Source organism: Halomonas sp. LS-001, assembly GCF_052983955.1.
Map to the genome: position 1 here is coordinate 1,896,485 of NZ_CM129816.1, position 23,666 is coordinate 1,920,150.

Consider the following 23,666-nt stretch of genomic DNA (forward strand, 5'->3'; position numbering starts at 1 on the left):
CATTAGACTGGGTCGTAAGAGAGCACCGGAGATAACCAGCGCTCCATTTCTGCTAACGGCATCTGTTTTCGCTGCGCCATGACTTCAACCTGATCCCGAGTAATCTTGCCAGTGGAGAAGTATTTTGACTGGGGATGCGCGAAGTACCAGCCAGACACCGCCGCCGCAGGCCACATGGCAAAGTTTTCCGTCAGCGCGAGGCCGGTGTTTTCGGTGGCATCAAGCAAACGGAACAGTGTGGCTTTTTCTGTATGGTCAGGGCAGGCGGGATAACCAGGAGCAGGGCGGATACCCTGATATTTCTCGGCAATTAGCGCGTCATTGTCCAGCGTCTCTTCCGGTACGTAGCCCCAGAACTCTTTACGAACTCTTTCGTGCATCTTTTCAGCAAACGCTTCCGCCAAGCGGTCGGTTAACGCTTGGACCATGATGGCGTTGTAATCGTCACCGGCCGCTTCATAGGCTTTCGAGAGTTCATCAACCCCGTGGCCTGTGGTTACCGCAAAGCCGCCAATCCAGTCGGCTTTGCCACTTTCTTTGGGGGCGATAAAGTCTGCCAGACTGTAGCAAATGCCATCACGCCCTTTAGTGGTCTGCTGGCGAATGTGATGCAGGCGCTCAACCACTTCGGTGCGGCTTTCATCGGCATAGATTTCAATGACATCGTCATCGACGCTATTAGCGGGCCACAGACCAATAACGCCCCGTGCCTGCACACGTTTTTCGTCGATCAGCTTGCGCAGCATTAACTGGGCATCCGCAAACAGGTTGCGAGCGGCTTCGCCGACAACGTTATCTTCAAGGATTTTTGGGTACTTACCGGCGAGCTGCCAGCTCATGAAGAACGGTGTCCAATCGATCCGTTCTACCAGCGATTCAAGATCGTAATTATCGAAGGTTTTGAGGCCCAATACCTGGGGTTTAACCGGGGTGAGGCTGTTCCAGTCGGTACGGAAGCGCCGTTTACGGGCCTGGGTGTAATCCAGATCGGCCGCTTTAGGGCGACGTTTGGCATTACGCTCGCGTACTTTTTCGTACTCTTCACGAATCTCGCTAACGTAGGCTTCTTTAAGGTTGGGGGCCAGTAAGCGACCCGCAACGCCAACCGCCCGGGAGGCATCAGTCACATAGATCACAGGATGGTCGTACTGTGGCTCAATTTTTACCGCGGTATGAGCTTTGGAAGTCGTGGCACCACCAATCAACAGTGGCAAATTCATGCCCCTGCGTTTCATTTCTTTAGCCACATGGACCATTTCATCAAGCGATGGGGTAATCAACCCGGAAAGCCCTATGATGTCTGCGTTATGGTCTTGAGCTGCCTGCAGAATTTTTTCCGTAGGTACCATCACACCCAGGTCGATGACTTCATAGTTATTACACTGCAGCACGACACCGACAATGTTTTTGCCGATGTCGTGAACATCCCCTTTGACCGTGGCCATCACGATCTTGCCTTTGGCCTTGGTCTCTTCGCTTTTCTCCGCTTCGATATAGGGTATCAGGTAAGCAACCGCCTGTTTCATGACGCGGGCCGACTTAACCACCTGGGGAAGGAACATTTTGCCCGCACCAAACAGGTCGCCGACCACGTTCATGCCATCCATCAACGGGCCTTCAATGACCTCAATGGGCCTTGTTGCCTGTGCGCGGGCTTCTTCCGTGTCTTCTTCGATATAAACGGTCACGCCTTTCACTAATGCGTGCTCGATACGTTTATTAACCGGCCAACTGCGCCACTCCAGGTCTTCTTTCTTGGCAGCGCCGCTACCATCACCTTTATATTTGTCAGCCAGATCCAGGAGGCGTTCGGTGCCATCGCTACGACGGTTGAGTACCACGTCTTCAACCGCATCACGCAGCTCGGCCGGCAGGTCATCATAGACGGCCAGCTGACCCGCATTGACGATGCCCATGGAAAGGCCCGCGCGAATGGCGTGGTAGAGGAACACCGAGTGGATGGCTTCACGTACCGGATTGTTGCCACGAAATGAAAACGAGACGTTCGACACGCCGCCGGAAATCATCGCATGAGGCAGGTGTTCGCGAATCCATTGGGTCGCCTCAATAAAATCGACGGCGTAGTTATTGTGCTCATCGATCCCAGTGGCGATGGCAAAAATATTAGGGTCGAAGATAATGTCTTCGGCAGGGAAGCCAATATCGTCAACCAGCAGGCGGTAGGCACGCTCACAAATTTCGGTTTTTCGCGCAAAGGTGTCGGCCTGACCTTCTTCATCAAACGCCATGACCACAATGGCCGCACCAAAACGACGGCATTTGGTGGCTTGTTCACGGAACGCGGCTTCACCTTCTTTCAGCGAGATCGAATTCACAACCGCCTTGCCTTGAACGCACTTCAGGCCCGCTTCGATGATATCCCACTTGGAGGAGTCGATCATGATCGGCACGCGGGCGATATCGGGCTCGCCAGCGATCAGATTAAGGAAGCGCTCCATGGCTTCCTTGGACTCCAGCATGCCTTCATCCATGTTGATGTCGATAACCTGCGCGCCGTTTTCTACCTGTTCCAGCGCCACTTCAAGCGCCGTGGTGAAGTCTTCCTCGACGATTAACCGCTTGAAACGCGCAGAGCCTGTCACGTTGGTACGTTCACCGACGTTAACGAACAGCGAGCCGGAATCAATGTTGAATGGCTCCAGACCCGACAGACGACAGGCATGATTGCGCTTAGCCACCTGACGGGGCGAAATGGAACGCACGGATTCAGCGATGGCTTGAATATGTTCAGGAGTCGAGCCACAGCAACCACCGATAATATTGACCAGCCCACTTTCCGCGAATTCGCTGACAATCGCCGCCATTTCCTCTGGCGTCTGGTCGTATTCACCAAACTCGTTGGGCAGGCCCGCATTGGGGTGCGCAGAGACAAAAGTATCGGCTTTCGTAGAGAGTTCTTCAATATAAGGGCGCAGCTCTTCAGCCCCCAGGGCACAGTTCAAGCCAACTGAAAGCGGCTGGGCGTGGCGTACGGAGTTCCAGAAGGCTTCGGTGGTTTGGCCTGAAAGCGTGCGACCGGACGCATCGGTAATCGTGCCGGAGATCATCACTGGCAGCCGAGTGCCTAGATCATCGAACAGCTCTTCCAGCGCATAGATAGCGGCTTTGGCATTGAGTGTATCAAAGATGGTTTCGATCATAATCAGATCGGCACCACCTTCAATCAGTGCGCTGGCAGCTTCGTAATAGTTTTCACGAAGCTCATCAAAGGTGACGTTGCGTTTAGCCGGGTCGTTAACATCCGGCGAAAGAGACGCCGTGCGCGAGGTTGGCCCAAGCACCCCGGCAACATAGCGGGGGATACCGGTTTCAGCAGCCACGGCGTCACAAATGCTGCGTGCCAGGCGCGCGGACTCACGATTCAGCTCAGGCACCAGGTCTTCCATGCCGTAATCTGACTGGGAAAGGCGTGTGCTGTTAAATGTATTGGTCTCGATAATATCCGCGCCGGCTTCCAGATAGTCGCGGTGGATGCGCGTGACCAGGTCCGGACAGGTCAGTGCCAATAAATCATTATTGCCCTTGAGGTCCGACGGCCAGTCACGAAAGCGGTCGCTACGAAAATCATCTTCGCTGAGTTCGGCGTTCTGCAACATGGTACCCATGCCGCCATCCAGAATCAGGATACGTTGGGCAAGGCGTTGGGTGAGGGAAGCAGTCAAATCACTAGCAGCCATGGCAGGGGGGAATCTCCAGCGTCTCGGTCGAAGGGAATATTTTTTTATCATCGTCAATTGGTAAGCGGCGCCTATCATAGCAAAGGGCATGCCGCAGAGCAGTATGTAAGGACGTGAAGTTATTGCAGCATCTTGATGAGGCGCGCTCATGGACACCAAGAATAGCCTACTAAAATAGTCGGGATTGTGCTGAAGAGAAATTTTGCTTACCATAGAGATAAAACTGATGTGAAGGTGGCACTCGCCACCGCCACTGGAGGAATACAGTCCCCATGAGCACGACCGAAACAGAACTTAAAGGCATTGAGATTACCGATAGTGCGCAGGAGTATCTTGCTGAGCTGCTTGAAAAGCAGAACGTCGATGGTATTGCTGTTCGCATCTTTATCACTCAGCCGGGTACGCCCTACGCAGAAACCTGCCTGGCTTACTGTCGGCCAGGTGAAGAAGAGCCAACCGACGAAAAGCTTGAGCTTGAAAAAATTGGCGCTTATCTCGATAAGAACAGTCTGCCGTTTTTAGAAGAGGCAGTGGTTGATTTTAATGCGGATCGCATGGGTGGGCAGCTGACCATCAAAGCGCCTAATGCCAAAATGCCCAAGGTCAATGCAGACAGTCCGCTTGAAGACCGTATCAACTATACGCTTTACAGCGAGATCAACCCTGGGCTGGCAGCCCACGGTGGTGAAATCAAACTGGTCGAGTTGACGGAAGAAAATGTCGCCGTTCTTGCCTTTGGTGGCGGTTGCCAGGGCTGCGCAGCGGTAGATTTAACCCTGAAAGACGGTGTAGAAAAAACACTGATGGAGCGGATTCCCGAGCTGGTGGGTATTCGTGACGTCACCGACCATACTGACACCACAAACGCCTATTATCGTTAACGCTTAACTTCTTACTTGCCTGCTTTTAAAAAGCCCAGCTTCGAATTGCTGGGCTTTTGCGTTGGATGACAAATCATTCCGCAGAAGGGGGCGCTTTATCCTGTGGGGAAAGTGTCTCTGGCAAAGCCGTTAGCTGCGCCTGAAGCGTCTCCATTTGCTGCCACAGCTGCTGTTGCCAGTTTTTATCCTTCTCCGCCCGATGTTGATGTTGCTCAAGCGCATGCTCAGCCTGTTCAAGCTCACGTTGCAGGCGGGCTTGCTGCGCCTGATGTGATTCATTGATGCGCTCCAGTTCATCAACACGCTGCTGCAGACGGCTATTGTCCAACACGTAATCTTGTAGCGTGTCTTTTTTAAGTTGTAGTTCCTGCGCCAGTTTCTCTGAGCGTTGTTCCATCTTCTGAAAGCGCTTGTGGTGTTCTTTCTCCTCTTGAGTGCGCTCCTGGCGTAGCGTGTCCAAAAGCGTCATCAGCTTGCCTTCGGCGGCTTCGTTACGCTGCTCCTCCTGCGCCAATCGCTGCTCCCATTTTGTTTGCTGCTTGCGTTGTTCGTCTGCGAAGCGTTCTTTCAGTGTCGCGGTCTCTTGAGTGGATTGCGCCAGCTGTTGCTGGTACTGCCTGGATGCCTGAGCCGCTTTTTCTGACGTCTGCTGCCACTGGCGCTCCGCCGCCTGACTGGCCGCCAGCTCGCGGTTCAGTGTTTCAAGACGCTGTTCGGTATGCCGTAAGTGCTCTGCCAGGGCGCTTTCGCGCTGTTCTGCGTTGGCCGCTCGCTCATCAGCGGCCTGAGCCATTTGCACCGCTTCCGCCGTTTTTTTATCGGCTTCATCCCGGTAATGAATCAGCCCCTGGTGGGCAACTTCCTGAGCCTGCCGCCATATTTCTGACGCGACGGTGACAACCACCTCAGGTACCCCTCTGGGCGGAGGAACGTCCTTGTTCTGCTCGCGTTCATGTCGCCAATGACGGAAGTGCTCGCTGATCGTTGTAAAACTGCCGGTACCCAGTACATCACGGATGCGTTGCACGCTGGGAGTGTCACCGCGCGCCAGGAGGTCATCAATTGCTTGCTGTACGTCGCTGTACTGAATGCCGTTACGTGCCATTCGTCGCTCCTGATTCTGGGATATTGGCGTGCCTAGTATAACGGTTTTTAGAGGATAAGGGGGCAAAAAGCCTAATATTACGTAAAACATAATATGTAATATTATTTATCTTAAAATAATAAATTCAAGATTACCCGTCTTATCTTGAATTTTTAGCCAGCAAATGACATTGTTCATAAGATGACGTCATTCAAGAAGCGAAAGGACAGGCATGAACCGTTTTCCTGGCACCAAAGCCGATATTCCGCCAGATAATCATGCGTTAACCACTGATTGGTTACCTGGCCAGCTACCACACGGACGGGAGCTGAGAATCACTGCGCGCCATGATGCTGAAGCCGTGGCGCAATGGTTAAACGAGTACCTGTCCAGCCCTCAAACTTTGCGTGCTTACCAGCGCGAAGCTCAGCGTTTGCTGCTATGGCTTGGCCACCAGAAGATGAACCTGGAAGACGTCGACCGTGAAGTGCTTGGCAATTTTGAGGAATTTCTTGCGGACCCACAGCCGAGAACCTATTGGGTAGGGCCGTTAAAACCTCGACACCATCCGCAATGGAAGCCATTTCGGGGCCCGTTATCCGCCACCAGCCGTCGCCAGTCATTGATTATTCTGCAGGGGATGTTTAGCTGGTTAGTCGAAGCCGGGTGGGTCGCTCACAATCCGTTTCGTCTGATGCGCGACAAATCCCGTCGTCTGAATAATCAGGCGCCTCGCATCGAACGCTATCTGGAGCAGCGTTTATGGAACTGGTTATGGGCTTGGCTACATCGCGATACAGATCATCGCCCGCGCCAACGGTTCGAGGCGGAGCGTCTGCGAATCATTTTTGCCTTCGCTTATCTGCTGGCTCCCCGTATCAGTGAAATGGCGGGAGCAACAATGGGCGATATCTACTTGCGGGAAGGGCGGTGGTGGTGGCAGGTGGTCGGCAAGGGGGCAAAGCTTGCGCAGATCCCCGTACCCGATGATTTTATGCATCACCTTGCCAGGTGGCGCACAACGCTTGGCTTGCCAGCTGAACCTCTATTTCAGGAAGAGGCGCCTTTGCTGCGTTCATTGAATGGTCAACGCGGGATAGGTGAGAACCAGCTGTATCGCTTGATTCGCAAGACATTCCAGGACGCAGCGCTAGCGCTTGAACAGGAAAACGGACCTCCCGCTCAGGTTGCCGCGCTACGCAGCGCAACACCTCACTGGCTGCGCCATACTGCCATCACTCATCAGGCTCAGGCGGGTATCAACCTTCGCTATCTGGCAGAAAGTGCCCGCCATGCTCGGCTGGAAACAACGTCACGTTATTTACACAACGAAGACGAACAATGGCATGACGAACAACAGCGCCATCGCTTGTCGTCAACATCGCGTGAGTGACTGCCAACACGTTATAATCCTGGACATAGCAATATTGTTAACGCGTAAACCCATAAAGGATCGCCATGAGTACCGAACAGGCCCAGCGTGATTTAATTGAAGAGTTTGAAATATTTGATAACTGGATGGATCGTTATCAATACATTATTGATTTGGGCAAGCAGCTGCCTGACTTTCCGGATGACTGGAAAACCAATGAAAACAAGATACAGGGGTGTCAGTCCAACGTCTGGATGTGCCATGAGCAGGAGGGCGATAAGCTGCAATTCAAGGCAACGTCGGATGCAGCCATTGTATCTGGATTGATTGCGGTACTACTGCGTATTTATAACGAGCGCACGCCTGCCGATATTCAGTCAACACCGCCGCATTTTCTGGCTGACCTTGGCCTCGATAAGCACCTGTCGCCAACTCGCAGTAATGGCCTACATGCCATGTTGGAACGCATTTATAGCGTGGCCAAGCAGGCCAGCTAGTTCTGCCTTAAGCTAGTTCTGCTTAAAGACCCTAGCTTCTGGGGAGGTTATCGTCATTGCAGCAGGTATGGCGTGAGGCGCTTTCAAGTTCAGCATCTTCTTTGCACAATGCTTCACTGCGCCCGCCGGGGACAGGGTCCATACCGCCTGGGTTGCCAGGGTGGCATTTGACAATGCGCTTGATGGCCATCCAGCCACCTTTGAGGGGGCCGTGAACTTGGATGGCTTCAATCGTGTAGGACGAACAACTCGGCCAAAAGCGACAACGTGGCCCCATCAGCGGGCTGATCACCAATTGATAAAGGCGGATTAAACCCACCATCAGCATGATGACGAGTCGTCTGATGGCTCCAATCAACCGGGTGGCAATACGCTGGATGGCCGTGTTATTTCGATGAACCATATAGGGTTGCTGGGTCGATAAGGGGTTGAGCGTTAATCTGAACAGCGTTATCGCTCAGTTCAATATAAAAGCAGCTGCGCCGCCCGGTGTGGCAGGCAGGGCCGGTCTGATCAACCTGCATCAGTAGGGTATCACCATCGCAATCAAGGGCTGCCGACTTCAAACGCTGCTGTTGCCCGGAAGACTCGCCTTTACGCCATAACTTCCCACGTGAGCGGGAATAGTAGCAGACGCGATGTGTCTGCAACGTCTCGTTCAAAGACTCACGGTTCATCCAGGCCATCATCAGCACTTCACCGCTATCAAACTGCTGTGCAATAGCGGGAATCAACCCATCATCATTAAATTTGACGGCATCCAGCAGGGTATTAAGGTCAGGGAGGCTGACATCAGGCTCGGCCGGTTCAAGCTGTTTGAAAATAGTCGACATAACATACTCGTAAGATAATGGGTAAAACAGATCATCAGGCTATAAAACTCTCCGCGCCAATGATCAGGTATTCGTGGCCTGACAGCGTGCACAGGTGCCTTGCAGCTCAATGGTCTGACGCTCTACCTTGAAGCCTTTGTCACGCGCCTTGCTGGCCAGCTGTTCACCGATGTCATCCAGGTGCAGTTCTTCAACATGGCTGCAGTGTCGGCAGATCAGCAATTGGAAACCGTGAGCGTGTTCAGGGCATGCACAGGCAACATAGGCGTTTTGTGATTCAATACGATGCACCAGCCCTTGTTCGATCAGGAAATCCAATGCGCGATAAACGGTCGGCGGGCGAGCGGCAGTATGTTCGGTAGAAAGCTGATCAAGCAGGTCATACGCTTTCAAGCCACCGCCAGCTTGCGCAATCAGCTCAAGCACTTTGCGGCGTATAGGCGTAAAACGCACGCCACGTGTTTGGCATTGGCTGGCGGCTTGCTGTATCAAGGCAGGAGTATGCGGCATTGAACGGCTCTGGTGGCAAAGTAAAATCAATAAAAAAGTAAAAGAAACCACCATCACATTTATCGCACTGTAGCTGATGGTGTTTCATATACTATCAGTTTATAGGCAGTTTACGTGTTCTCGGCAGGGCTGTCAGCGTTACTGACCAGCTCGCTCTGGCGGGCAAAATGTTTCTGAGCAAAGGCAACCCGTTGCTTGGCTTCAACACCGTCTGGCTGACGCTCAATCAGGTCAAGGCGAGGGCGAAGCCCCTCTCCATTGGTCATCTGAATCGCAAGCCCCGGGCGAGCATTCAGCTCAAGCAGCATCGGCCCATGGTCCCGGTCGAGCACCATATCAGTGCCCAGATAGCCCAATCCCGTCATTTCATAGCAGTTGGCTGCCAGATTGAGAAGGGTTTCCCAATGCGGCACTTTAAGACTGGCAAGATCATGATTGGTATCCGGGTGGCGCTGACAGGGTCGATCAAACTGCACGCCGCGTAAGGCAAAGCCGGTGGCGATATCCAGCCCCACGCCGACTGCGCCCTGGTGGAGATTGGCTTTACCATCGGAAGCAGCGGTTGAAAGCCGCATCATCGCCATGACGGGATAGCCTCTGAAGATAATCACTCGGATATCCGGCACACCTTCATAGGTGTAGTCCAGTAAGCTCTCTTCAAAGTTGATCAAGGTCTCAATAACCGCAACATCCGGTGAGCCCCCTAGTGAGTAGAGGCCGGAAAGGATGTTGGATACATGGCGTTCGATATCCGTAAGTGAAAGCCTTGCCCCGCTAGGTTTGATGAAGGCCTGATCATCGCCGATCTTCTCAATAACCAGGATACCTTTGCCGCCACTGCCTTTGGCAGGCTTGATGACAAATCCCGCATGGCCACTCAAAAGGTCATTCAGACGCTTGATTCCAAACTGCGTCTCGACAGTACCGATCAATGCCGGTGAGGTAACACCATAAGACTGGGCAAGCAGTTTGGTTTTTAGTTTGTCATCCACCAGAGGATACAGGCGACGATTATTGTAACGGCTGATATAGCGGATATTGCGCCGATTCATGCCGATAATGCCTTTTTCCCGTAAGCGGGTAGGCCAGGTCCATTGAGATAAAAACGTCATGATGACGGCTCATCATCAGTAATGGGTTTAAAGCGGCGTAACTCCAGCAGTCGGTATCCGGTGTAGTTGCCCAATAACAGAATCATTGCCATCAGGATGAACTGAACGCCAAGGAAGTTGAAAGTGATATGCCGCACGACCGGATTATTCATCGCCAGAAAAGCCAATATGGCGGTTAACAGGCTTCCGCCGCCCTGAATCAGCACCTGTTTCGGGCCTTCTTCTTCCCACAGGATGGACATCCGTTCAATCGTCCAGGCAAGAATAATCATCGGGAAAAATGTAATCGTCAGCCCCGCATTAAGCCCCATGCGGTATGCCATAACGGAAAACACCGAGATAATGGCAATGACGGTTATGATAACGGCAGAGACTCTGGCAACCAGTAAAAGGTTTAGATAAGACAGATAATTACGGATCACAAGCCCAATGGCGACCACGAGCAGAAAGCCGATCAAACCCGTCATCAGCGTTGTCTGAATAAACGCCAGGGCGATCAGGACAGGCATAAAGGTTCCTGACGTTTTGACGCCGACCAGAACACGTAAAAACACCACGACCAGGGCGCCAATCGGGATCAAAAGAATCGTCTGGAAAAGGGCCTGCTCTTCCAAAGGAAGGCTGTGAATGGAAAAGTTGAGCAGGGTATCATCGGAAAGGTGATTGCGCACGGCTGCCGATGCCGGCTGTGAGTGCGTCAACATGGAAAAAGTCACCCGGGAGTTGGTGCCGCCCAATACCTCCAACACCGCCTGACCACCGGTTTCCCAGAGTAGCAGGTTGTCAGGTTTTCCCTGTTCACCGGTCACTGGGTTGAATAACCACCATTCCTGCTCATCTTCGCTAAAGACCTGAATCCAGTCCGTTAATGTCTGGCGGCGGCGGCCATCTTCCAGCAACAGGCCACTGATGGCGCGTGCCTTGACATCGGCCTGACTGAGCAGTCTGACAATCAGATCTGTCGGCTTGAACTGAGTCAGCAGCAGGCGGGCGTTTTCACCTTGTAACTCGCCATTCACGTCTCGAATCAGCGCTCGGGCAAAGGAGGAATTATTCGCGCTGCGTGCCCAGGCGCGTTCAATCACTTCACTGGCAGCCGTATCATAAGGCCGTTCCCAGGCAGTCACCATTGGCAACTCAGGTGCAGATTGATTGGGCGCACGAGCATCGGGTGACACCAGAATCTGCGCCGAGTAATAAAGCTGCTGGGAGTCCGTCGCATTACGAATAGACCATTGTGCCCGACGCCCGAACTCATCGGTCTGGTAAGCCAATCCATATCCGGATGATGCGGTATTTTCCGTCAGTATCCGGAAACCTTCCTGGTGGGAAGGAAGCGCAAAGTTGACCTCCACCGGCTTACCTTGCGCTGAGAAGTTGATCATGGCTTCGACTTCCCAAACCTGTTGCTGCTCACCCGGCAACCAGGGAATTTCAAACTGCAAATGGCGTTGCACGCTCATGGCAATACCGACCACAAGAAGCAGCCCGACAATAAAATAGAAGGGGAGACGTGACATGACTCTTCCTTGGTTGTTCGAAACCATTGTTCGAAACCGTTATTTAAAACCTTTATTCGAGACAGTTGTTCGAGACGCTTGTTCGAAACGTTAGATTAAGCGCTTCTACTCATCAATTTCATCCGGGTCTGATGCTTCATCATCGTCAGCGTCATCCGCCGGTTCGCCACCAGGAAATTCCGGGCGGTCATGCAGATAAGTTTCAGCAACATCTATGAGTGCAATATCAAGCAAAAAGCGCCTACCCAATAAGACGGGGAAATTGAGGTGCGTACGGTCGTTCAGCGTAAACTCAGCATGCTGACGGATAGGCCCCAGTGTAATAAGTAACGAAATAACAGGGCGTGAATCTTCACCTGACGCCTGTACCACCTTGACACGTCTTTCAACTGGGGCTTCAAACCATTCATCACGCACAGCATCTACGACTACATCATCGTCACTAAGTGCCAATTTAAAACGCACCCAATCTTCACCATCACGCTCAAAAGGCGTAATTTCCTGCGCTGAAAGCGATGCTGTATTGGCGCCGGAATCAATACGGGCTTTAAGGTAAGTGCCATAATTCGGCAAACCGATCCACTCACTTCTGCCTACCAACGTTTTGTTGGCATCTGGAGAGTCCGGAACTTCGCATTCCTGCTGCACAACAACCGGCTCTGGCGCCTGAGGTACTGTGAGCTCCAAAGCATTAACATCATTACTCAAGCGTCTTAGCAGACTGCCGATTTCACGCACATCAGCCGTCATTTTGTGTGCCTGACGCGCTTGGCTATCAAGGATTTGAGACGTATCACATTGAGCCTGAAGCGATAACGCCAATTCATTGATGCGAGCTTCAAATGCGTTCTCTGTTAGCGGCGGAGGGGCTGCTTCCTGTGGCTCCTCAGGCGCTAACGATACACATCCCGCTAGGCTGACAGCCAATAAAGACGACAACAACGTGGAGGATAATGATGGAACGGAGGGTAAAACAGCACTCCATGAACTGCCATTGTGCATAGTAAGCGATATCCTTGATCTGCAGAGATAGCATGATAAGGAGTTGGTGGTAGCATTGTCCAACGCTGGCAGTGGTTATATTTAGACAATCATTGATTTAACATAATATACATTATGCGAACCTATTGGCAATCCACTATAGCCACCTGCCTCAAACTCACTTTCCTGACGTTTCCATGCTGTAAAATCGCTGATTGCTATACAGCGACTGTACAGTGTAATGTTTGGATTCAATCCAGATATGTACTACCCAATTTGCACCTGCCCGCAGGAGAAAAAACGATGACTTTGTTGGCCAACGCTTGGCGATGGAGCCTTTTCACTCTTATTGCTGCCATCCTTGCTGGTTGCACCAGTGTTGATATTGAAAACTATGCAGACAACACCCCAAGGCTGGATATTGCGGAGTATTTTGCTGGCGATACTCGCGCCTGGGGAATCGTGCAGGATTATAGCGGTGAAATCCAGCGTCAATTCACAGTAGATATTCAAGGCAGTTATGATGGCCAAACACTGGTGCTGGACGAAGCCTTCGTGTTTGCCAATGGTGAAACGGATCGTCGTGTATGGACGTTTGAGCGTATTGACGAACATACCTGGAGAGGCTCAGCCAATGATGTAGACGGCGATGTTAACGCGCAGCAATATGGCAACGCTTTCCATATGCGCTATCCATTAGACATCAATGTCAGTGGCAGAAACCTGACGTTCACGATGGATGACTGGATGCACCTGCAGCCGGATGGGAAGCTGATTAACCGAACCGCGATGCGTAAATTCGGCGTAACGCTGGGTGAAATCACTCTGGTATTCGAAAAACGCTAAATCTGATTTTTCATCATCAGCAGCGGATACAGACAACGCGTTGAGCTTCATTAATACGCAAAACAGCCCGCCATTTATTGACGGGCTGCTTCATACCTACACACGCAAAACGTTATCAGTCTTCCGCTGGTGCGTAAGAGCCATCTTCACGGTGTACTTCGGTACCCGTAATTGGCGGCGTAAACACACATGCCAGGTGCATGGTCTTGTGAGCACGCAGCAGGTGTTCATCGTGTTGGTCGAGTACGTAGATGTCGCCCGGCTTGATCGGCCAGATTTTACCGTCGGCAAGTGTTTCTACTTCCCCTTCCCCTTCGATGCAATAAACAGATTCAAAGTGGTGCTTATAATGAATATGCGTTTCGGTGCCTTCATAAATACGGGTAATGTGGAAAGAGAAATTGCCACCGTCGCCAGCAAGAACGAGACGTGTGCTATCCCAGTTGCCATTTTCCGCTTTGACTAAACGGTCTGTTTGACGTGCTTCTTCAATATTGCGAACGATCATAGTGTTTTCCTTATCAAGCTGGCATCTAACGACGCCATAAATAACAGACGACGCTAACTGTTAATGATGGATAACAGCATCAACGCTGGCTTCCAGAATGTCCAGCCCTTCAAGCAAATCTTCATCCTGAATTGTCAAAGGACACAGGCATTTAACAACTTCACCATCCTGGCCACTAGTTTCGATGATCAGGCCATGCTCAAACGCTTTGCTGGTAATTTTGTCAGCAATATCGCCTGATACCACATCGATGCCACGCATCAAGCCGCGCCCACGTTCACTCGCTGGCATACCGTTATCGCTAAGCTTCTTGGCAAGCGCCTGGAAACGTTCTTCCACAATACGTGCTTTACGCTGAACATCACGCTCAAACGTATCGTCCTGCCAGTATTTTTTCAGTACCGTCGTTGCCGTCACCATGGCCAGATTGAAGCCGCGGAAAGTGCCGTTGTATTGCCCAGGCTTCCACTTGTCCAATTCAGGACGCATCAACACATGGGCAAATGGCAGACCAAAACCGGAAAGGGATTTCGAGTTAGTGACGATATCCGGCACAATCCCGGCATGTTCAAAACTGAAGAATTTACCTGTGCGTCCACAACCTGCCTGAATATCATCAACGATCAGCAGGATGTCGTGACTGCGGCAGATATCTTCAAGGCGCTTGAGCCATTCCAGTCCTGCGACATTGATTCCGCCCTCACCCTGAACGGTTTCGACAATAACGCCAGCAGGGATATCAAGGCCACCAGACTTATCGTTAAGCAGTTTCTCAAAGTAGTCCAGCGTGTCAGCATGCTCGCCCATGTAGCCATCAAATGGCAGAAAACTCGCACCTTGAGTAGGAATACCGCCCGTTGCCTCACGGAACTTACGATTCCCTGTTGTTGCCAGCGCACCCATAGTGACGCCATGAAACCCATTGGTAAAAGTCACAATGTTATGGCGGCCTTTGGCAACTCGAGCCAGACGAATGGCGGCTTCTACCGCATTGGTTCCTGTCGGCCCCGGCAAATGGATTTTATAATCCAGACCGCGCGGTTTCAGAATCAGCTTTTCAAGCGTTTCAAAGTAATCCCGCTTGGCGGCTGTCCACATATCCAGCCCGTGAACAATACCGTCACTGGAGATGTAGTCGATCATCGCTGCCTGACAATGTGGGTTATTGTGCCCATAGTTCAGCGTGCCGGCGCCGGCGAGAAAATCAATGTATTCACGCCCTTCTTCATCAGTAAGACGGGCATTCTTCGCCTTAGTGAAAACCACCGGGAACGAACGAGAATACGTACGTACATTGGATTCCATGCGTTCTAGTGTCTGAGTCTGCATTTGACCTCCGAATAAGAGAAAAGAAAGGAAACGAAGAAATGCTTGTTGGCAAAGACGAGGCAAGACACATCACGACAAAAATCGAGATGGGTTATGCCGTACGTCCTGGTCAACCAGCACTCGTTCTACAACATGACGAGAGAAAGTATGACGAGAGAAAATCTATCACTGGACAATCTCTGTCACTGAATAGCATCTGTCTGAAAGGGGCCGATTCTGACCAGGTTTTCAGGGTCGTGCTCACCACCAAGCTGCTCTGTCGAGAAATACTCACGACTATTCAACGGCGCTTGCCAGCGCGCAGCGAGACGACGAAAAAGCCCCCAGGAAGCCTGGTTATCGGGTGTGATGGTTGTTTCGAGGTGATGAACTCCAGCTAACTCAGGACGCGTCATAATGGCTTCCACCAATCGACGGGCAAGCCCTGTCCCGCGCGCTTTTTCGCCCACCGCCACCTGCCAGAGAAAGTAGGTGTCAGGCGCATTATCCTTGACATAACCGGAAACAAATCCGACGACTTCACCTTCATCATTCGTCGCGACCGCGCAGGTATCTCTGAATTGCGTTGCCAGCAGTAAATAGGCGTAGGCAGAATTAACATCCAGTGGCGGGCAGGATTTGATCAGCTCATACACTCCCCATCCATCTTCAGCATTTGGCTTACGAATAAACAAGGAAGTTTCTGCATTTCCTACAACGGCATCAGCAACGGTAGGTCGAATCAGATCTGCCGAAGAAGTAAATGGTCGTATTGGCGTGGTCATTAATAGGCTTCGCTTTTGCGATTTTGTTAAATATTATAACGACTAACGATGACCATTACAAATGCTGGATTATTTGTAATGCACATATCCATAATTTAATATTATACAAAAATCATGCGACTGGTTCTCAAAATATCAATTCAATACAGCCAGCGAGGCGTCACCAAGTGGGCCGTTAAAGCCCACCTGGCTTGGCATACAGCCACTCAATCTAGCGTCACTCAATCAATGCCGTGTCACATTACGCATGGTGACAAATTCTTCGGCACCCGTTGGATGAATCCCCACCGTGCGGTCAAAATCTGCTTTGGTTAGACCGGCATTCACCGCAATTGCAATGCCCTGGATGACTTCTCCCGCCTCATCGCCGACCATATGTGCCCCCAGGACAACATCGGTTTCATCGTCGACAATCAACTTCATTAACGTGCGTTCCTGGCTTCCCGACAGGGTGTGTTTCATGGCCCGGAAATTAGCCTGATAAACACGAATATTGCCTTTTAAGCGTGCTTCTTCTTCTGATAGCCCAACCGTACCAATATTGGGATGACAGAAGACAGCCGTGGGAATATTGGCATAATCAAGTGGTGCTGGACTTTTCTGACGAATATGTATGTCGACGAGTTGCATGGCTTCAGCCAATGCGACTGGTGTCAGTTCTGGCCCAGCGATCAAATCCCCCAATGCCAGAATGGACGGAATCTGACTTTCAAAGCGTTCATTGACGGGGATTTTACCTTGCGCATCGAGTTGAATACCCAATGTATCAAGACCCAGACCTTCAATATTGGCATGGCGGCCGGTAGCGGCTAACACGGCATCAACGTGCATCACATTGCCGTCAGTCAGTGTGACGCGATATTCGTCATTACCAGCGTCATCGGTCACTTTGTCGATTTGCGCAATATTGACGTTAAAATGCAGATTAACGCCCTTACGGGCCATTTCGTCTCGGGTAAATTCTCTCACTTCATGATCGAAACCGCGCAAAAACAGGTCGCCGCGGTAAATCAGGTGCGTTTCACTACCCAGCCCATTGAAAATGCTGGCAAACTCGACAGAGATATAACCACCTCCGAAGGCCAGGAAACGCTTAGGAAAGGTCTCCAGATCAAAAATCTGGTTGGAGCTGAACATGTGCTCACTGCCTGGAAAATCCGGTAGCCATGGCCACCCTCCCGTTGCTACCAGAATCTTGGCAGCGGTTACCTGTTGTTCCCCCTGATCATTGTGCAAAACCACTGTGTGTGCATCTTTAATACTCGCATGCGCGTGGTGCAGCGATACATTAGCGCTTTCAAGAAGACGCTGATAAATGCCGTTCAGACGTTTGATTTCTCCTTTTTTATTTTCGCGCAAGGTTCCCCAGTCAAAGGTTGCGGGTCCTGGCAACTGCCAGCCAAACCCTGCGGCATCATCGAAGCTGTCATGAAAATGCGCGGCGTAAGAATAAAGTTTTTTGGGTACACAACCCACATTGACACAAGTCCCACCTAAGTAGCGATTCTCAGCAATGCCTACGTTAACGCCTTCTGCAGCAGCCATTCTGGCCGCACGGACACCGCCGGATCCCGCGCCGATAACAAACAGGTCATACTCATATTCGGTTGATTGCGTCATGCATTGCTCCTTCAGCTGGCAAATTATCCAAGGTGGTTTATCCCTTGAAGTTGGGCATTTCCATTAGGTAAGAGGTTGACCCTGCCGTACGGTAAGGTTAAAACGCTACCCATTCGCTTAGTGTGATCCTTGCTTCACCAACGAGAAATTTCATGTCAGATTCTATCAATAAATTGTTAGCTAATAACCGTATTTGGGCCGATCAGATGTGCAAGGAGGATCCGGATTACTTTGCCCGTCTATCTCGGCAACAAAACCCCGATTATTTATGGATTGGATGCTCGGATAGTCGCGTACCTGCCAATCAGATTATTGCCCTTCCCCCTGGCGAAGTCTTTGTTCATCGTAACGTAGCGAATCTTTTACATCACACAGACATGAATGCGTTATCAGTCGTGCAGTTTGCCGTTGATGTTCTCAAGGTCAAGCACATCATGATTGTAGGGCACTATGGTTGCGGTGGGGTTAAGGCGGCCGTAACCGGTGGTGAATGCGGGATGGTCGACTTTTGGTTGCATTCGGTACGCGAGCTTTACAGCCAGCACCGGGCTTCATTAAGCCATTTGTCACTGGATGAGCAGATTGACACCATGTGTGAGCTCAATGTCAAAGCTCAGGTTAACAGCCTTTGTCGAACCAAAATTCTCCAGCGTGCCTGGCAACGTGGTGATGACATCGCCGTACATGGCTGGGTGTATGGGCTCAGTGACGGCTTGATCAAGGATTTACACTGCACCGTGTCAGGTCTGTCTCAAGTTGAAACACTCTATCGAATTGATCGCATTGAACCCAGCAGCTAAAGCAAAATACTAAAGCAAAAGGCGGCTTTTATTGGCCGCCTTTTACGTTGTGCTCGAAATTTATCTAACAAAGTAGGCCTGCTCAGTAACGATAACCACGATGGCAGCTTTTACAACTGGCGCCCACGTCTGAGAGCCCTTTCGCCGCTGCCGCTAAATCATCGCTTGCCACCGCGTCCATCAATGTCGTGATGGAGCCTTCAAGGCGCTTGAACCCATCACGATATTCATCCCACTCTTCCCAGATATCAGGTCTGGCATCGGACCCAGCCCCATGGCTTCCTTCAATAAATGCTGGCAACAAATTGTCGGCACTGGCAAGTTTTTTGAGCGTTTCCAGGCTCGGGCGGGCCTTGGAGAGGTCTCGTTGGTTAACGATGTCAAAGCGTAATTGACGCACCAGCGTCTCTATCTCTTTGAACTCTTCACGTCGCCAACTAACTGCATCACGCTGGTCGGCAAAAGGCGTCTTCTCCGCACTTGCAGGCGGAGACGACCATAAAACATCAGCTTTGACGCTGGATGGCCAGACAGCAGTACATAAAACCGCCGCCAAGAAGGCAGATACAGTCATATTGGCACCGCAGCGTGATGTCCGGCATAGGTTTCTGATCATGGTCGAACGTTCTCCAGATAATATCGCGTCAACCGATCGGACAACTGATACCGGTTCCTTTCAGCCCACAATAACCGCCCGGGTTTTTGTGGAGATACTGTTGATGGTAGGCCTCGGCATAATAAAACGTCTCAAGCGCTTTGATCTCGGTTGTCAACACTCCCTGCCCGGCATTATCGAGTTGTTGCTGAAAAATCTCTGCGCTTCGGGTAGCCGCTTCATGCTGCACGGCATTGGTTGTATAAATAGCCGAGCGATACTGGGAACCAATATCGTTGCCCTGGCGGTTTAACTGCGTCGGATCATGATTCTCCCAAAACACCTTCAGCAGTGTACTGACATCCGTCTTTGACGGATCAAAGAGTATCAGTACCACTTCGGCGTGTTCTGTCTGGCCGGTGCAAACCTCTTCATAAACAGGATTGGGCGTCTCACCACCTGCGTAGCCTGCGGCGGTCACCAAAACACCCGGCAACGGCCAAAATAGCCGCTCAACACCCCAAAAGCAGCCCATTCCTACGACAAGCGTATCGTAGCCCGGCCGATGGGCTGGTTTTAAGGCTTCTCCGTTCACGGCATGATGATCGCTCGTGGCGATTGGTGTATCTCGTCCCGTCGGTACACGGTTAAAAGCTTTCATAAAGAATTATCTCGCTTCAAACGTTGTAGGGTTGCCGCTGCGGTTGAACTGGTAGATAAGATCAACCGCCTGGTTGGCACCGGAAACCGCTTGCAGATATAGGTCACGCCAGAGGGTATAACGCAACGTTAACTCTGCTATTGGGGTAAAGATGCCGACGCCATAACTGACACTGATATCGTCGGTAAGTTGCCCGCTCAGTGCTACCTGACTGTTATCGCCAGCACCGGTGGTATCGAGGCGTAAATCATCGACCCCAAAGGCCTGGCCGATAGAGCCAACCGCTCCCCCTGTTCTGCCCAACGACATACTGATCAAGGCGGTGGCCACCGCACTGTCAAAGCCACCGCCAGATTCATCAGGTGCCCTGCCGCGCAGCAGGTAGGAAAGCGCTCGGGTCTCATCCATGGCAGGGGTCGAGAAGATCGCCAGATTAGGCGCCTCAGCAAGCCCTGTGACTTTAACGCCCGCAATAACATCATCCTGAGTGATCTCTGGGTTACGAATGGCTTCGAAATCCAGGGAAGGCGCTCCAGGCGGGCCGCTGAAGAGGATTTTGCCACGCTGTATAATCAGGTCCTGGCCGAAGGATTGAAAGCGACCATCCACCAGATTTACATCACCAAACAACTGCAAACCACCGCTATCCTGGTTGACTTCAAGCGTTCCCTGCAAGCGAGAATCGAGCCCATAAGCAGAGAGCTGCATATCCTGACCGAGAATAACATTGAGTTGAACATCCATGGCCATACCACCTTGCTCAAGCGTTTCGGCAGCACTAGGCCCGCCGTTTGCAGCCTGTTGAACTGCTAATTGCTCGGCCCGTTGCTCGGCTTCTCGATCATCACGTTCGGTAATGATGATTTCATCGCTGCTTGGGCCGATTGCTGAACTAGGTAGCTCGCCTGCTTCCAGACGCGCCCAGGGCACCGTAACATCTCCCCTAACCTGAAGGCGATCCGGTGTCACGCGAATCCGAATATCCGGCGCGGCTTCCAGGCGTCCGAACTGTGGCAAAGTGATAAGTAACGGGTTCTGTGTGGCATCCAGATCGACACTGATGCCCCAGTCATCACCTTCCGGCCAGATCGCTTCCCCCTGAATGTTCAGGCGGCCACGCTCAGCGTCAACATAGCCGCCAATCCGGCCTGAATTCCCGGTAAAATCGACATTGATTTCACCGTCGGGAATCACAAACGGTAGGTTTGCGCCCGCTACCTGAAGCTGTTTCAGTGACAACTGCCCCTGTAGATCAGGCTGCTCAACCGAACCAGCAATACGCACGTTGCCGTCAAGCTGCCCTTCCATGGTTCCAAGCCCCACCACCATTGGGCGATACGGTGCCAGGCGAACACGGTTAACACTCAGGTTACCCTCCAGCCCAGCCTGACCAAGTGGGTCATTTACCCCAAGTGTCAGGTTGATATCGCCTGCGTCACCCAGTGCCAAAGAGGCATTGGCTTCTATCAGGCGGGGGTTAGCATCAACCTGTGCTTCAAGGCTTAAGCGAGGTAATACAACAGGCTGACCAAAATCATTCACAGCGGTAATTTCGAGGCTGCTATCCAGGCCGAAATCCGTTTGCCAGTCAGCGCCGCCCTGACGCCATGAAGCGGTCAGATCGGCTGTGGTGTCACCTACCAGCGACCACCCTTCTGGCAGAAAAGGCGCAAGCATTTGCATCGGCACTTCAGTGATTGAGAGGACCGCTTCTCCAGATTCTGCTGAGGCGTTAACCGCCTGTTCGGAGCAAACAACACCCCCTTCTGAACGACGCAAACAAAACGGTGACAAGCTGGCTACGCCACTATCCAGGCGATAGGCCAGATCAAGCGCATTTTCAAGACTTATCGTGCCAAATTCTGATACGACTTCGAGTGGCGTCAGTGTCGCCTGGTAGCGCTGTCCGGGCTGATCGAATTGACCGTCAATGGCCAGGGTGGCGCTTTCCAGCAGTTCATTATCCGCCCCGCCAGCGACATCCAGCGTGAGACGATGCTGGGAAAGCCGCCCGTCCAGCACCAGGTTAATACGTTCGAGCGATTGTCCGCCTGCCGCAACGTCACTGGCATCAAGACGGATATTCATGCTGGGATCTTCTATTCCACTGATATCCGCATTCAGCTGTAAGGCAGACAAGCGGTTTTCACCAAACTGCAGATTTCGCCCTTCAAGGGCGGCAGCAATCTGCGGCTGTTCCAGGCTTCCACTCGCCTGAATCTGTCCTGTCAACGCGCCCTGTAAATCAGGTGCCAGTGTATCAAGACCACGCAGATCAATATCTGCCTCTACGTCCATGCTCTCTGGGCTGATACGGCCGCGCGCATTTAAGCGATTTTCTCCTTGAGAAAAAGCCAGCTGCTGAAGATCAACATTCAGCGCACTATCCGCGTTCAGCGCCGCCTTCAGGGTTAACGGATAACCTTGTAACTCACCGCTGATATCCAGTACCGGCAATGCCACTGTCCATCGCTCACCCTCCTGGCGGACTGACACATCAAGCATGCCATTCAGGCGGCCTTCAACAGAGGGAAAAAGGTCATTAGGGTTAACCTCAGAAAGCTCAAGTATGGCATCAACGCTTAATGCTTCTTCCCAGCTGACTGTCCCTCGGCTTGAAAGCTGACTTTCGTTGACCGCTAGCGATAAAGGTGCCCAACGAAGACTGCCTAAATCTCCCTGGCCCGTCAACGCGATACGGCTAGCGGGAACACTCGGCCCTTGTGCGGCTACCTGTAAGTCAACGTCATAGCCCGTCAGGTCGCCTTCTGCGCTTAACGACAGTCCGTCCAGCACATAAGGTTCTGGCGGTGTTCCCTCCGGGTTATCCGCTGTTGAGGCTGACGCTGACGCCAACGCCAACGGCCACTGAACCTGTTCGCTGTCTAACGTTATCCGAAAAGGCAGCGTCGGTGCCAATGCATTGATATTCGCCGTCAAGTCGGCATTAACCGGCCCCTGTGCGTTCAGCGTGGCCGTCAGATCATTGGCCGCTCCCTCAAGCTTAAGGGAAATTTGCTCGCCTGCCAGTTCTGGAATTAACTCAGGAAGAAACAGTTGGGCATCAAGCTGAGCGGACAACGGATATTGTCCTGTCAACGATAAATCTGCCGTCATCTGAGCGGAGGCATCGGGCGTAGTGATATCGAGCTGCGTCAGCGTGACATCACTGCCTTCTGCCTTCAGGCCCAGCTGCAGGTCGTTGACCACATATTCAGTGGCACCGGTCAGTTCCAGTTCATGGATACGCAGCGATGGCAGTTCCAGACTGATGGGAAGGCGAACCTCGGGAAGCACGATAGGTTCGCGCGCTGCCAGCGTTTCTTCAAACGAGGCTGTTGGTGCTACCTCTATGGGCGTTTGCAAGGCAATGGCAGCATCAATGGCAGCGCTTGAAACGGCACCGGTACCGCCACCTGCCAATAGCACACCAGGGCTTGGAGGTAAGTAAACGCGTGGGCGCTCAAGATGGGTCGGTGCAATCTGGACATGACTATCCTGAGCGCTGATTGCCGAGGTAAAGCTTTCCCAGCCGATACGGGTTCCGTTAGCCAGGCGAATATTGATGTTGTCGAAGACCAATTCACGTAATTCGATGGGAAACGGCAAACGAATGTCTTCTAATGGCGCGCTATCTTCCTTCTCTTCTGGAGTATCTGTACCAGCAGGTAAACGAATATCGGCATCCGCGATCCGCAAAGTATCAATACATAACCGGCCGGAAAGCACGCAATCTTCCGCCCAGCTAAGCTCAAACTCACCCAGCGAAACGGACATACCTGCGACATCCAGGCCGAACCCTTCGAGTTCAAGATGCTCGAACAAACTGCCCTGGTGGCTTTCCAGCTGTATCCAGTCGCGCTGTTCCGCCTGAGACAGCAGCACACCTGTCCCCCATGGCGACAATGCCCAGCCAAGAATCACAAAGACAAGTGCCAGCAGCCAGATTGGCAGGACGATAACCAGTCGCAACAGGCTCCAGAACACGAGCCACACACGCCTTCGCGCAGAAAAATAATGCCGTTTCACAACGGCTTGATCATCTTGGGACACAG

20 protein-coding genes are annotated in these 23,666 nt (G+C 52.0%); 5 read left to right on the forward strand and 15 right to left on the reverse strand.

Annotated elements, in window-relative coordinates:
- Positions 1-2 precede the first annotated feature (2 nt).
- Positions 3-3,698, reverse strand: coding sequence for a methionine synthase (gene metH, locus ACU6TU_RS08570; RefSeq protein ID WP_447144134.1), 3,696 nt, complete (start codon positions 3,696-3,698; stop codon positions 3-5).
- 272 nt (positions 3,699-3,970) lie between these two features.
- Between metH and nfuA the strand changes: the two genes are divergently transcribed.
- Entirely contained in the window at positions 3,971-4,579 is a 609-nt protein-coding gene (gene nfuA, locus ACU6TU_RS08575) for a Fe-S biogenesis protein NfuA (RefSeq protein ID WP_447144135.1), read from the forward strand.
- Positions 4,580-4,652: 73 nt separating this feature from the next.
- On the opposite strand, the gene ACU6TU_RS08580 is transcribed toward nfuA, so the two are convergent.
- Positions 4,653-5,684: a DNA-binding protein gene (locus tag ACU6TU_RS08580; RefSeq protein ID WP_447144136.1), complete on the reverse strand. Its 1,032-nt coding sequence runs from the start codon at positions 5,682-5,684 to the stop codon at positions 4,653-4,655.
- A 211-nt stretch (positions 5,685-5,895) separates the two neighbouring features.
- On the opposite strand from ACU6TU_RS08580, the gene ACU6TU_RS08585 reads away from it, so the two are divergent.
- Together ACU6TU_RS08585 and ACU6TU_RS08590 are read left to right on the forward strand one after the other, a co-directional pair.
- Positions 5,896-7,056 carry a tyrosine-type recombinase/integrase gene (locus ACU6TU_RS08585; RefSeq protein ID WP_447144137.1) on the forward strand — a complete coding sequence of 387 codons (1,161 nt, stop codon included), beginning with the start codon at positions 5,896-5,898 and terminating at the stop codon, positions 7,054-7,056.
- A gap of 65 nt (positions 7,057-7,121) precedes the next feature.
- Complete coding sequence (locus ACU6TU_RS08590; protein WP_447144138.1) at positions 7,122-7,532, forward strand: SufE family protein; 411 nt, start codon at positions 7,122-7,124, stop codon at positions 7,530-7,532.
- A gap of 31 nt (positions 7,533-7,563) precedes the next feature.
- Here the strand turns inward: ACU6TU_RS08590 and yidD are convergent, their stop codons facing one another.
- From yidD to ACU6TU_RS08620, 6 genes are all read right to left on the reverse strand, one after another.
- Positions 7,564-7,860 carry a membrane protein insertion efficiency factor YidD gene (gene yidD / locus ACU6TU_RS08595; RefSeq protein WP_447144210.1) on the reverse strand — a complete coding sequence of 99 codons (297 nt, stop codon included), beginning with the start codon at positions 7,858-7,860 and terminating at the stop codon, positions 7,564-7,566.
- Positions 7,861-7,918: 58 nt separating this feature from the next.
- Positions 7,919-8,365, reverse strand: coding sequence for a phosphoribosyl-AMP cyclohydrolase (gene hisI, locus ACU6TU_RS08600; protein ID WP_447144139.1), 447 nt, complete (start codon positions 8,363-8,365; stop codon positions 7,919-7,921).
- Between the two features lie 63 nt (positions 8,366-8,428).
- Positions 8,429-8,875, reverse strand: coding sequence for a Fur family transcriptional regulator (locus ACU6TU_RS08605; protein WP_447144140.1), 447 nt, complete (start codon positions 8,873-8,875; stop codon positions 8,429-8,431).
- Positions 8,876-8,985: 110 nt separating this feature from the next.
- Entirely contained in the window at positions 8,986-9,987 is a 1,002-nt protein-coding gene (locus tag ACU6TU_RS08610) for an alpha-L-glutamate ligase-like protein (RefSeq protein WP_447144141.1), read from the reverse strand.
- Positions 9,984-11,507, reverse strand: a complete 1,524-nt coding sequence (locus ACU6TU_RS08615) for a UUP1 family membrane protein (protein WP_447144142.1) — start codon at positions 11,505-11,507, stop codon at positions 9,984-9,986. The genes ACU6TU_RS08610 and ACU6TU_RS08615 overlap by 4 nt, the downstream gene beginning before the upstream one ends.
- A gap of 105 nt (positions 11,508-11,612) precedes the next feature.
- The gene (locus ACU6TU_RS08620; protein ID WP_447144143.1) at positions 11,613-12,257 is read right to left on the reverse strand and encodes an ATP-dependent zinc protease family protein; all 645 of its coding nucleotides are present in this window, start codon (positions 12,255-12,257) and stop codon (positions 11,613-11,615) included.
- Positions 12,258-12,791: 534 nt separating this feature from the next.
- Here ACU6TU_RS08620 and ACU6TU_RS08625 point away from each other — a divergent pair.
- Complete coding sequence (locus tag ACU6TU_RS08625) at positions 12,792-13,334, forward strand: DUF3833 domain-containing protein (protein ID WP_447144144.1); 543 nt, start codon at positions 12,792-12,794, stop codon at positions 13,332-13,334.
- 115 nt (positions 13,335-13,449) lie between these two features.
- Here the strand turns inward: ACU6TU_RS08625 and ACU6TU_RS08630 are convergent, their stop codons facing one another.
- The 4 genes from ACU6TU_RS08630 to gorA all read right to left on the reverse strand — a co-directional run bounded on the left by ACU6TU_RS08630 (position 13,450) and on the right by gorA (position 17,555).
- Positions 13,450-13,842, reverse strand: a complete 393-nt coding sequence (locus ACU6TU_RS08630; RefSeq protein ID WP_447144145.1) for an ectoine synthase — start codon at positions 13,840-13,842, stop codon at positions 13,450-13,452.
- A gap of 60 nt (positions 13,843-13,902) precedes the next feature.
- On the reverse strand, positions 13,903-15,171 hold the full coding sequence (gene ectB, locus ACU6TU_RS08635; RefSeq protein WP_447144146.1) for a diaminobutyrate--2-oxoglutarate transaminase: 1,269 nt from the start codon (positions 15,169-15,171) through the stop codon (positions 13,903-13,905).
- Positions 15,172-15,353: 182 nt separating this feature from the next.
- On the reverse strand, positions 15,354-15,935 hold the full coding sequence (ectA, locus tag ACU6TU_RS08640) for a diaminobutyrate acetyltransferase (RefSeq protein WP_447144147.1): 582 nt from the start codon (positions 15,933-15,935) through the stop codon (positions 15,354-15,356).
- A gap of 225 nt (positions 15,936-16,160) precedes the next feature.
- Positions 16,161-17,555 carry a glutathione-disulfide reductase gene (gene gorA, locus ACU6TU_RS08645; protein ID WP_447144148.1) on the reverse strand — a complete coding sequence of 465 codons (1,395 nt, stop codon included), beginning with the start codon at positions 17,553-17,555 and terminating at the stop codon, positions 16,161-16,163.
- Between the two features lie 152 nt (positions 17,556-17,707).
- Here gorA and can point away from each other — a divergent pair, with 152 nt between their 5' ends.
- Positions 17,708-18,355 (forward strand): carbonate dehydratase, encoded by a 648-nt coding sequence (gene can, locus ACU6TU_RS08650; RefSeq protein WP_447144149.1) that lies wholly within the window; start codon positions 17,708-17,710, stop codon positions 18,353-18,355.
- An 82-nt stretch (positions 18,356-18,437) separates the two neighbouring features.
- On the opposite strand, the gene ACU6TU_RS08655 is transcribed toward can, so the two are convergent.
- The 3 genes from ACU6TU_RS08655 to tamB all read right to left on the reverse strand — a co-directional run bounded on the left by ACU6TU_RS08655 (position 18,438) and on the right by tamB (position 23,664).
- Positions 18,438-18,929, reverse strand: a complete 492-nt coding sequence (locus tag ACU6TU_RS08655) for a c-type cytochrome (RefSeq protein ID WP_447144150.1) — start codon at positions 18,927-18,929, stop codon at positions 18,438-18,440.
- Positions 18,930-18,999: 70 nt separating this feature from the next.
- Positions 19,000-19,611 (reverse strand): peptide-methionine (S)-S-oxide reductase MsrA, encoded by a 612-nt coding sequence (gene msrA, locus ACU6TU_RS08660; protein WP_447144151.1) that lies wholly within the window; start codon positions 19,609-19,611, stop codon positions 19,000-19,002.
- Between the two features lie 6 nt (positions 19,612-19,617).
- Positions 19,618-23,664, reverse strand: coding sequence for an autotransporter assembly complex protein TamB (gene tamB, locus ACU6TU_RS08665; protein ID WP_447144152.1), 4,047 nt, complete (start codon positions 23,662-23,664; stop codon positions 19,618-19,620).
- Positions 23,665-23,666 lie beyond the last annotated feature (2 nt).